Annotated in this window: 13 protein-coding genes and 1 pseudogene; 12 read left to right on the top strand and 2 right to left on the bottom strand. The window is 70.1% G+C overall.

From position 1 onward, the window contains the following. Window positions 1-10 precede the first annotated feature (10 nt). The 3 genes from AB0I54_RS37455 to AB0I54_RS37445 all read left to right on the top strand — a co-directional run bounded on the left by AB0I54_RS37455 (window position 11) and on the right by AB0I54_RS37445 (window position 1,566). Window positions 11-856, top strand: a complete 846-nt coding sequence (locus tag AB0I54_RS37455) for a sulfurtransferase (protein ID WP_363300746.1) — start codon at window positions 11-13, stop codon at window positions 854-856. Window positions 857-898: 42 nt separating this feature from the next. Continuing rightward, complete coding sequence (locus AB0I54_RS37450; protein WP_046732511.1) at window positions 899-1,186, top strand: DUF1416 domain-containing protein; 288 nt, start codon at window positions 899-901, stop codon at window positions 1,184-1,186. A 122-nt stretch (window positions 1,187-1,308) separates the two neighbouring features. Then, window positions 1,309-1,566 carry a DUF3099 domain-containing protein gene (locus AB0I54_RS37445; protein WP_363300745.1) on the top strand — a complete coding sequence of 86 codons (258 nt, stop codon included), beginning with the start codon at window positions 1,309-1,311 and terminating at the stop codon, window positions 1,564-1,566. A gap of 18 nt (window positions 1,567-1,584) precedes the next feature. Here the strand turns inward: AB0I54_RS37445 and AB0I54_RS37440 are convergent, their stop codons facing one another. Further along, on the bottom strand, window positions 1,585-1,947 hold the full coding sequence (locus AB0I54_RS37440) for a DsrE family protein (RefSeq protein ID WP_363300744.1): 363 nt from the start codon (window positions 1,945-1,947) through the stop codon (window positions 1,585-1,587). A gap of 265 nt (window positions 1,948-2,212) precedes the next feature. Between AB0I54_RS37440 and AB0I54_RS37435 the strand changes: the two are divergent. The 7 genes and pseudogenes from AB0I54_RS37435 to AB0I54_RS37405 form a co-directional block, all read left to right on the top strand. Next, window positions 2,213-2,539 (top strand): annotated as a pseudogene (locus AB0I54_RS37435) (hypothetical protein); the annotation flags it as partial. Then, window positions 2,500-3,147: a hypothetical protein gene (locus AB0I54_RS37430; RefSeq protein WP_363300790.1), complete on the top strand. Its 648-nt coding sequence runs from the start codon at window positions 2,500-2,502 to the stop codon at window positions 3,145-3,147. The pseudogene AB0I54_RS37435 and the gene AB0I54_RS37430, both read left to right, overlap by 40 nt. Then, window positions 3,144-3,995: a hypothetical protein gene (locus tag AB0I54_RS37425; protein WP_363300743.1), complete on the top strand. Its 852-nt coding sequence runs from the start codon at window positions 3,144-3,146 to the stop codon at window positions 3,993-3,995. Before AB0I54_RS37430 ends, AB0I54_RS37425 begins: the two co-directional genes overlap by 4 nt. Then, the gene (locus AB0I54_RS37420; RefSeq protein ID WP_363300742.1) at window positions 3,992-4,987 is read left to right on the top strand and encodes a hypothetical protein; all 996 of its coding nucleotides are present in this window, start codon (window positions 3,992-3,994) and stop codon (window positions 4,985-4,987) included. Before AB0I54_RS37425 ends, AB0I54_RS37420 begins: the two co-directional genes overlap by 4 nt. A 236-nt stretch (window positions 4,988-5,223) precedes the next feature. Further along, window positions 5,224-5,799: an FABP family protein gene (locus AB0I54_RS37415; RefSeq protein WP_363300741.1), complete on the top strand. Its 576-nt coding sequence runs from the start codon at window positions 5,224-5,226 to the stop codon at window positions 5,797-5,799. 16 nt (window positions 5,800-5,815) lie between these two features. Further along, the gene (locus AB0I54_RS37410) at window positions 5,816-6,253 is read left to right on the top strand and encodes a transcriptional repressor (protein ID WP_363300740.1); all 438 of its coding nucleotides are present in this window, start codon (window positions 5,816-5,818) and stop codon (window positions 6,251-6,253) included. 10 nt (window positions 6,254-6,263) lie between these two features. Next, the gene (locus AB0I54_RS37405; protein ID WP_363300739.1) at window positions 6,264-7,229 is read left to right on the top strand and encodes a folate-binding protein; all 966 of its coding nucleotides are present in this window, start codon (window positions 6,264-6,266) and stop codon (window positions 7,227-7,229) included. Between the two features lie 31 nt (window positions 7,230-7,260). On the opposite strand, the gene dtd is transcribed toward AB0I54_RS37405, so the two are convergent. Then, window positions 7,261-7,686 (bottom strand): D-aminoacyl-tRNA deacylase, encoded by a 426-nt coding sequence (dtd, locus tag AB0I54_RS37400; RefSeq protein WP_363300737.1) that lies wholly within the window; start codon window positions 7,684-7,686, stop codon window positions 7,261-7,263. A gap of 158 nt (window positions 7,687-7,844) precedes the next feature. Here dtd and AB0I54_RS37395 point away from each other — a divergent pair, with 158 nt between their 5' ends. Beyond that, on the top strand, window positions 7,845-8,492 hold the full coding sequence (locus AB0I54_RS37395) for an aerial mycelium formation protein (RefSeq protein ID WP_363300736.1): 648 nt from the start codon (window positions 7,845-7,847) through the stop codon (window positions 8,490-8,492). A 96-nt stretch (window positions 8,493-8,588) separates the two neighbouring features. Continuing rightward, window positions 8,589-9,842: a GNAT family N-acetyltransferase gene (locus AB0I54_RS37390; protein WP_363300735.1), complete on the top strand. Its 1,254-nt coding sequence runs from the start codon at window positions 8,589-8,591 to the stop codon at window positions 9,840-9,842. Window positions 9,843-10,107 lie beyond the last annotated feature (265 nt).

Raw genomic sequence — 10,107 nt, 5'->3', positions numbered from 1 at the left:
GAGAAAGAGCATGAGCCGCAGCGACGTCCTCGTCGACGCCGACTGGGTCCAGGACCACCTGGACGACCCGAATGTCGCCATCGTCGAGGTGGACGAGGACACGTCCGCCTACGAGAAGAACCACATCAAGAACGCGATCCGCATCGACTGGACCAAGGACCTGCAGGACCCGGTCCGGCGTGACTTCATCGACCAGGAGGGCTTCGAGAAGCTCCTGTCGAAGAAGGGCATCGCCAACGACACCCTCGTGATCCTCTACGGCGGCAACAACAACTGGTTCGCGTCCTACGCCTACTGGTACTTCAAGCTGTACGGCCACGAGAACGTCAAGCTCCTCGACGGCGGCCGCAAGAAGTGGGAGCTGGACGCCCGCGAGCTGGTCGACGGCTCCGAGCTGCCCGAGCGCGCCACGACCGACTACAAGGCCAAGGCGCAGGACACCTCGATCCGCGCCTTCCGCGACGACGTGGTCGCCGCGATCGGCGCGCAGAACCTGGTCGACGTCCGCTCGCCCGACGAGTTCTCCGGCAAGCTGCTCGCCCCGGCGCACCTGCCGCAGGAGCAGTCGCAGCGTCCGGGTCACGTCCCGACCGCCCGCAACATCCCGTGGTCGAAGAACGCCAACGACGACGGCACCTTCAAGTCGGACGACGAGCTCAAGGAGCTCTACGTCGACGAGAACGTCGACCTGGCCAAGGACACCATCGCCTACTGCCGCATCGGTGAGCGCTCCGCGCTGACCTGGTTCGTGCTGCACGAGCTGCTCGGCGTCCAGAACGTCAAGAACTACGACGGCTCCTGGACCGAGTACGGCTCCCTCGTCGGCGTGCCGATCGAGCTCGGCGCCGGCAAGTAGTCGACCCCGACCGACCTCTCAAGACCTCTTCAGGAGAAAGACATGTGTGGAGCGAAGGCCGGCGGCCCGGACCCCTCGACGATCAAGCCCGGTGAGACCACGATCCAGGGGCAGGTGACCCGCGACGGCGAGCCGGTGGTGGGCTACGTCCGCCTCCTCGACTCGACCGGTGAGTTCACCGCGGAGGTCCCGACCTCCGCCACCGGACAGTTCCGCTTCTACGCGGCCGAGGGCACCTGGACCGTGCGCGCCCTCGTGCCCGGCGGCACCGCCGACCGCACGGTCGTCGCCCAGCAGGGCGGCCTGGCGGAGGTCGCGATCGCGGTCTGACGAGGACCCCGTACGGCTGAGGGCCGCACCCCACCGGGTTGGACGCCCGGGGTGCGGCCCTCCGGCACGTCCGGGCCCGCGACGGTCGTGCCGGGAGGCCGTCTCCGACCTACCCTTGACGTATGTACGCACGGCGGCGGCACGTGTATTTCGCCATGATGGGGACCTGCGTAGGGCTCTTCGTCCTGGCGTGGGCCGTCGTGCGCCTCTGGTCGATTCCGGCGGCGGTGGGCATGTGCGTGGTGGCCATGGTCATCCCGCCGCTCGCCGCGATCGTCGCCAACCGCCGCGGGCCCGAGGACCGCTGGTGGGACGATCCGTCGGGCGACCCGCAGTCCGACGAGTGGTGGGACGAGCTGGACGGAAAGAAGCGCCACTGAGCCCTCACCCCCAGCGTCTCAGTAGACGAGCGCCTGCGTCTCGTCCCCGAGTGCCTCCTGCACGAAGACCTGGGCGCCCGCGATCCGTACGCCCTTGATGACGTCCTTCTCCGTGATCTCCCGGCGGGCCGCGCACTGCGTGCACAGGGTGACGGTCCCGCCCGCCAGGATCGCGTCGAGCAGATCGGGCAGCGGGGCCGCGTGCGGCAGTTCGAACTCGGCGGCCCGCCCCGGCAGCGCGAACCACGAGGACTCACCGGTCAGCCACAGGGAGACGACGACCCCACTGGCCACGGCCACCGAGGCGACCGTGAAGGCCTGCGAGCAGCGTTCGGGTGCGTCGGCCCCGGCGGTCACCTTGATCACGAGCTTCTTCGACATACGGCGAAGATTAATAGGCACGCGAGCACGGTGCTCAAGACGGCGCCCGCTCCGGGACCCCGAGGAGTGGCACATGCAGCTGGAGCATCTCCAGCTCATGACGTATCGCCACCGACACGATGTTCCTGCGGGGCGCGAGCGGACAGGCCGTGGCGTGGGTCGAGACCGGCTATTCCGGCGAACTTGTCCAGGAATCGGCGGCAGTTGAGCGACTTCAGCTCGGGGCTACAGCAACCAGGACGGCGGCGAGTGCGTCGAGGTCGCCCACAACCTCCCCGTCGTCCCCGTCCGGGACAGTAAGGACACCGCCCGTACCCCCTCGTCTTCGCCGGGACGGCCTGGGCGGTGTTTGTGGAGTACATCAAGTTGTAACCGAACTCCTGCACAACCCCGGACGTCACCCATGAGTCTGCTGTGGGGCGCGGATACGGAATCCGCGCTTCACGCCCTGTGGGGGACGTCTTGGAAGTACCCGATAGAACCGAAGCGCCCGAAGCGTCCAGTGCGCCGCGCCGCCGCGGGCGTACGGCCCTGCTGCTCGCCACCGCCGCCGTGCTCGGCCTCGTCGCCGGGACCTGCGCCGGCTATCTGATCCAGGCCGACCGGAAGCCCACCGCCCTGCCCCCGCTCTCGCAGCCGGTGCTCGCGCAGGCGAGGGGTGAGGGGCCCGAGCCGCTGTCCGCCGCCCAGGACCGCAAGGTCAAGACGGACGGCGACCTGCGCAAGCTGCTCATCGCGCGGCCGAAAGGGGCGAAGAAGCCCCCCTTCGGGCCCGGCGAGGACGGCTGGCTGAACATGGCCGAGTACGCGTCGCAGCTCGAGAACTCCGACGAGGAGTTCGTCTCGCTGGCGACGTCGGAGTTCCGGCGGGCGGTCGGCACCGCCTGGACCGAGCACGGCAACCAGCTCGTCGAAATCCGGCTCGTGCAGTACCACCAGGAAGAGGACCTCGACGCCGAGGACGGGGCCAATGGATGGGATGTCGACGGCACCCACAGCTGGTCCATCCCGGGCACCGGCGACGGCATGGTCTACCTCGACATCGAGCCGGAGCGGAAGCCCGGCTATCTCCCCCTGTACAAGGCACAGGCGCACGCCTGGCGGGGTGACATCGCCATGGAGATCTGGATCTACGACACGAAGCCGATCTCCAAGTCAAGGATCATGGACCTGGCGAAGCGGCAGATGGAGCGGCTGTGACCGAGGAACTCAGAGAAGAAGAAGCGGTCGCGAGCGGGCAGCCGGAGCCGGAGGCGGCCGCAGCCGCGAAGAAGCCCGTACGACGTGGCCGTATCGCCGCCGTCGCCGCCTCCGTCCTGCTCGCCGTCGCCGTCGTCGGTGGCGCGGGCTACACGGTCGTCACCGTCCAGAACGCCGACCGTGATCCGGGCACGCCCACGTGGAAGTTCCCGAAGCCCGCGAAGGCGAAAGAGGGAGCCGGGGACAAGGGCGCGAAGGGGGCCTCTTCGCTCGCCGCCATGCTCGTGCCGTTCGGCACCGACGGCTGGCGCCGGGGCCCGGACATCGCCGAGTTCGGCTCCGACGCCGCGCTCAGCGGACCCGAGGCCGCCGCCCTGCGCAAGGAGTCGATCCGCGGCCTACCCCGCTCCCAGCGGCGCGAGCTGGAGAAGCGGATCGACAAGCAGCACACCAAGGGCATGGCGATGCGCAGCTACATCAGCGCTGATGCGGCCGGTGCCATCGACTCCTCGCTCTACAAGGACGGCACCTTCACCGTGAGCGTCGAGCTGGTCCAGATCCAGGACAAGGCAGCGGTGCGGAACATGTCCACGTTCCAGAGCGGGTTCCTGGCAGCCCTCAAGATCTTCCGCAAGGGGCCGGAGATCCCGGGCCACAAGAACGCCAAGTGCTTCCTGCCGCCCGCGGAGGACAAGGAGAAGCTCGACATGATGCTCTGCTCCGCCTACCGGGGCGACGTCCTGGTCACCGCCACCGCGTACGGGGCCGAGCCACTGCACACCAAGAAGATCGTCGGGCTGCTGCGCGAGCAGCTCGACCGCATCGCGGAGCCGGGGGAGGCGGTATGACCGAGCAGACGGAACCGATGGAGCAGTCGGAACCGGTCGAGCCGATCGGACACCCCGCGCGGACCGCGGAGCCCGTGCAGGCCGCGGACGCCGTGCAGACGGAGCCGGTCGCGTCCCTGCCGCCAGCAGCGGACGCTGGGGTGTCGGCGGGCCCCGGAGCGTCGGCCGCCCCCGGGGACCTGCCGCCCCTTCTCCCGCCGCCCCCGCCGGAGGCACCCGCACCCAAGAAAGACCGCCGCGCCCTGCGCGCAGTCCTGCGCTGGACCGCGGCCGTCGCCGTCTTCGCGGTGGCCGGGGCGGGCACCGCGTACGGCATCACCCGCATGGAGCGCACCGACGTACCGGGCCTTCGGACCGAGTCGGACGGCCGCTGGGACTACCCGGCGATCGTCAGGCCACCGCTGCCGGCTGGCAGCCCCGCACCGTTCGCCGACGTCAACAAGGCTGGCGCCCACTACGCGGACCTGCGCAAACTGCTCCTGCCCGCGCCCGGGGGCGCCAAGGCCGACGCGGCGCTGCGCGGGACGGACGGCTGGCTGGTGACGAAGACGTTCCTGGCGCAGTACTCCGCGAAGACGGACCGGGACGCGGTCGCGCAGCTGCTGACCGACTACGGCCTGCGGCACATCGCCGCCCGCGGCTGGACCATGCCGGACGGCACCCGCACCCGGATCTACCTGCTGCAGTTCAACACCGCGGCCGTTGCGGACGAGGTGGTCAGCATGGAGCTGACGAAGTACAGCTCCCCGACGTTCCCGGTGCGCGGTGCCGCCACGTCCGAGCGGGACGAGGACTTCCCCCAGAGCGCGACCGTCGACGACGTCGCGAACTTCGTGTACACGGAGAGCAAGCCGTACGGCGCCGAGCAGGTCCGGCAGGCGTACCTCTCGGCCGGTGACGTCGTCGCCCTGATCGTCCAGTCCCGCAAAGGCACCGCCCCCACCGTCCCCTTCCAGCAGACCGTGACCCTGCAGAGCCAGCTGCTGGACTGACCCCGCACGGCCGTGAGGGCGTACCTCGCACGGAGGGCCGGGCCCCGGCCGCGTAAGCTGGGGCACGGCCCTGTGCATGCCCACCCTCGCTCAAGGAGCACCCGTGGAGATCTTCTTCGAAACCCTGTTGGTCCTGGTCTGTGTCGGCGTCCTCGCCTTCGCCGGGCTGACCGTGAAGAAGCTGTACCAGGGCCAGCGCTGACCCCCGTCCGGAAACTGGCTAGGAACCGCCGCTCATGATCGAGATTCCGTCCGACCTCCACAAGGACCTGGTCCCGCTCGCCTTCCTGCTGGGCAACTGGGCCGGCGCGGGCGTGCACGACTTCCCGGGCTCGGAGAAGTGCAACTTCGGGCAGGAGGTCACCTTCACCCACGACGGGCGGGACTTCCTGGAGTACCACTCCCACACCTGGGTGCTGGACAACGACGGGAACAAGGTCCGTCCGCTGGAGTCCGAGCACGGCTTCTGGCGGATCGACGCCGACCGCAAGGTCGAGGTCACGATGACCCGCGACGACGGCGTCATCGAGATCTGGTGCGGCGAGATGGCCCACAAGAAGCCGCAGATCGACCTGGTCACCGACGCCGTTGCCCGCACGGCCGCCTCCAGCCCCTACAGCGGCGGCAAGCGGCTGTACGGCTACGTCAAGAGCGACCTCATGTGGGTCGGCGAGAAGCAGACCCCCGAGGTCGAGCTGCGCCCCTACATGTCGGCCCATCTGAAGAAGGTCGTCACCCCGGAGGACGTCGAGCGCTGGGCCAAGGCCCTGCCCGACGACATGCCGGACGACGGGATCGCTTTCTTCAAGTAGTCCTAGACTCTCTGGTGTGGTGAGCACCGACTGGAAGAGCGACCTCAGGCAGCGCGGCTACCGGCTGACGCCGCAGCGGCAACTCGTGCTCGAAGCCGTGGACACCCTTGAGCACGCGACCCCCGACGACATCCTCGTGGAAGTGAGGAAGACGGCGTCGGGGGTCAACATTTCCACGGTGTACCGCACGCTGGAGCTGCTGGAGGAGCTGGGTCTCGTCTCGCACGCCCACCTCGGCCACGGCGCCCCGACCTATCACCTCGCGGACCGCCACCACCACATCCACCTGGTCTGCCGGGACTGCCAGAACGTCATCGAGGCCGATGTCGACGTGGCGGCCGACTTCAGGGCCAAGCTCCGTGAGACCTTCGGTTTCGACACGGACATGAAGCACTTCGCGATCTTCGGTCGCTGCAAGGACTGCACGCTCAAGCGTTCAATTACCAAGTCGTAGGCTTACGGATATGAAGAGCCCCCTGCTGTCCCTGCCCGGCGCCGTCCCCGCCGAGGGCGTGGACGAAGGCGTCGCCGCCCACTACGGCGACCTGTTCCGTGAGCAGCGTGCCCTCGCCGACGGCACCGGTTTCGTCGACCTCTCCCACCGCGGTGTCGTCACCGTCACCGGCGAGGACCGGCTGAGCTGGCTGCACCTCCTGCTCACCCAGCACGTCAGCGAGCTCCCTGTGGGCGAGGCCACCGAGGCGCTGATCCTGTCGGCGCACGGCCACATCGAGCACGCGCTGTACCTGGTGGACGACGGCACGACGGTCTGGGCCCATGTGGAGCCCGGCACCCAGCACGAGCTGATCGCGTACCTGGAGTCGATGAAGTTCTTCTACCGGGTCGAAGTGGCCGACCGGACCGACGACTTCGCGCTCGTCCATCTGCCGGCCGGTTCGATCGCCGAGGTCCCCGAGGGCGTCGTCGTACGCGAGACGGCGTACGGCCGTGACCTCTTCCTGCCCCGCGCGGACCTGGAGTCGTACGCCGAGAAGGCGGGCCCGGCGGCCGGGATCCTCGCCTACGAGGCGCTGCGCGTGGAGCACCACCGCCCGCGTGTCGGCTTCGAGACCGACCACCGCACGATCCCGCACGAGCTGGGCTGGATCGGCGTCGCGGTCCATCTGCAGAAGGGCTGCTACCGCGGCCAGGAGACGGTCGCCCGCGTCCAGAACCTGGGCAAGCCCCCGCGCCGGCTGGTCTTCCTCCACCTGGACGGCAGCGACGTCCATCTGCCGGTGCACGGCACCGAGCTGCGGCGCGCCGACGAGGGCCCCGACGGCCGCAGGATCGGCTTCATCACCACGTCCGTACGCCACCACGAGCTGGGCCCGATCGCCCTGGCCCTGGTGAAGCGGAACGTACCGGTGGACGCCCCGCTGGTGGCGGGGAACACGGCGGCCGCCCAGGAGACGGTCGTCGAGCCGTAGCGGCGCGTCGGACCGGCCTGACCGGACCGGCCTAGACCTCGATCAGGACGGTGAACGGGCCGTCGTTCGTCAGCGAGACCCGCATCCGCGCGCCGAACCGGCCCGTCGCCACCGTCGCGCCCAGCGAGCGCAGCTGCGCGACCACCTCGTCGACCAGCGGTTCGGCGACATCGCCGGGGGCGGCCGCGTTCCAGGTGGGGCGGCGGCCCTTGCGGGCGTCTCCGTACAGGGTGAACTGGCTGATCACGAGCAACGGCGCGTTGATGTCGCTGCACGACTTCTCCTCGTGCAGCATGCGGATCGACCAGAGCTTGCGGGCGAGCTGGGCCGCCTTCTCCTTGGTGTCCTCGTGGGTCACCCCGACCAGGACGCACAGCCCCTCGCCCTCGATCGCCCCGACCGTCTCGCCGTCCACGACGACGCTCGCGCCGTCCACCCTCTGCACCACTGCACGCATGCCGACCATCATGCCGGGTGCCGCATCCGCGTTCACGGGGGGTCGATTTCTGATCCTTAACCCCACATCTGGGGCCGTTCGGGGGCACTCGGTCACATAGCGGCCACTCGGGGTGGCACGATGCTCCCGTACGCCGGTCGAGGGGACGGTTGAGGCAGATGAGCACACCGAGCACCGGGCAGCCGCCCGGGGCGGTCGCGGCCGCCCACGCGGGCGACCCGGACACGCACCGGCCGCCCGCGCAGCGCAGCGACAGCACGTCGCTGCCCGCGGAGTCCTCCCCGAGTCCGTCGAGCGCGGGACACCCCCAGTCGCACGGCCTGACCCTGCTGAGCCTGCCGGAACTGCGCACCCTGCGCCGGGACGCCCAGCGGGACGAGGCGGATCTCAGCTATGTGCGGCGGCTGCTGCAGGGGCGCATCGACATCCTGCGCGCGGAACTGTCCCGCCGCGGAGCGGCCTCGCTGGTGGCCCCCGAGGACGCCTCCGTGGTGGCCCGGCTCCCGGAGATCCTCACCGACGCCCCGGCCCGCCACCGCTCCTCGGCCCGCCACGTGACCCTGGGCACGCCGCACAACGAGGAGTACCGGCAGCTGGCCGCCGAGATGCTCGCCGAGGTCGAGCTCTCCGATCTGCAGGCCCGCACCGACCTGGAACTGAACGCCGCGATGGGCCGGCTCGTCCGCTACGAGCAGCAGGTCTCCCGCCGCCGCCAGCACCTCCAGCGCACGACCGACGACTGCAGCGCGGAGATCGCACGGCGGTACCGGGACGGAGAGGCGCAGGTGGACGACCTGCTGATGTGAGGGGCGCGGCAGTGGTGCGGACCGGTGGCGCGGAGTGGTGGGCGGGCGGGTGAAATCCCCGCGACACCCCGGCCGCCGTAGACCTACCGTGACCCCATGAGCCGCCCCGCCGAAGACATCGACGTCCGTCCCGTCACCGAAGCCGATTTCGCCGACTGGCACCGCGCGCTGAACACCGGGTTCCTGCGGGAGCCGACCCTGACGCAGGAGCAACTGGAGGCCCGCCGGCACCAGTTCGTCCCCGGCCGTCTCCTCGGCGCCTTCGACGGCGACCGGTGTGTCGCGACGTTCCGTTCCTTCGCCCAGGAACTCACGGCCGTGGGCGGTGCGGCCGTCCCCGCCGACGCCATCTCCAACGTCACCGTCAGCCCCACCCACCGCCGCCGGGGCCTGCTCACCCGCATGATGGGCCGGGACCTGGCCGCCGCGAAGGACCGCGGGGACGTGGTCGCCACCCTCATCGCCGCCGAGTACCCGATCTACGGCCGCTACGGCTTCGGCCCCGCCACCTGGATGACCGAGTGGACCGTGGACGTGTCCCGCGCCGGTCTGGACCCCCGCTGGTCGGGCCCGGAGGGCGGCGGCCGTATCGACCTCGTCGGCGGCGAGGAGGTGCGCAAGACCGGTCCGGAACTCCATGAGCGCATACGCCGCACCCAGCCCGGCGCCGTCAGCCGAGACGAGCTGTGGTGGCGGGTGCAGACGGGCGCCGTGCGCTTCGGGGGCGAGTGGACCGAGCCCTTCCACGCCGCCTACCGCTCCCCGTCCGGCGAGGTCGAGGGACTGGTGTCGTACAAGTCGGACGACAACTGGGTCGGCAAGCTGCCGAAGAACACGGCCGAGGTGAACTGGCTGCTCGCGACGACCCCGGCCGCCGAGCGCGCCCTGTGGCACTACCTCTGCTCGATCGACTGGATCACCCGGGTCAAGAGCGGCTGGCGGGCCCCCGACGACCTGCTCCCCTTCTTCCTGCCCGACCCGCGCGCGGCCGAGGTCACCACGCAGGGCGACTGGCTGTGGGTACGGATCCTGGACGTCGTACGGGCCCTGGAGGCGCGGACGTACGGGGCGACGGGCACGCTGGTGCTGGAGGTAGTGGACCGCCAGGGCCTGGCCGGCGGCCGCTACCGGCTGACGGCGTCGCCCACGGGCGCGTCCTGCGCGCCGGCCACCGAGGAGCCCGAACTCGTGCTGGACGTCGCCGACCTGGCCACGCTGTGGCTCGGCGACGAGTCGGTGGCGCGGCTGCTGGCGCTGGGCCGGGTCCGGGAAGTACGAGAGGGCGCCGCCCGGCTGGCCGACGCCCTGCTGCACACGCCCAGGCGACCGTGGTGCCCGGACCTCTTCTGACGCCCCCTTCCTCCCGATGGCGGTGCTGAACTCATCTCATCCGTAGCGAGCTGTTGAGTTGTGGCTGTGCTGTCGATGTGAAGTTTTCGGTGTTCGGTTGTCGGTGTTGAGTTGTGGCTGTGCGTTCAGTTGTGGCTGTGCCTGTGGTGCCGCTGTGGTTCGTCACCGGCCGGTTCGGTCTTCCGGGCTCCCGGCTCCCCTCCGGAAGGGAGCCCGGTCGGCCAACCACCAGGAAGTTTGACCATGTTGCTTAAGTTGGTGACCA

Source organism: Streptomyces sp. NPDC050625, from assembly GCF_040654755.1.
Taxonomy (GTDB): domain Bacteria; phylum Actinomycetota; class Actinomycetes; order Streptomycetales; family Streptomycetaceae; genus Streptomyces.
Note: the sequence above shows the minus strand (reverse complement) of the source record. Positions and strands in the feature narration are given on the sequence as shown.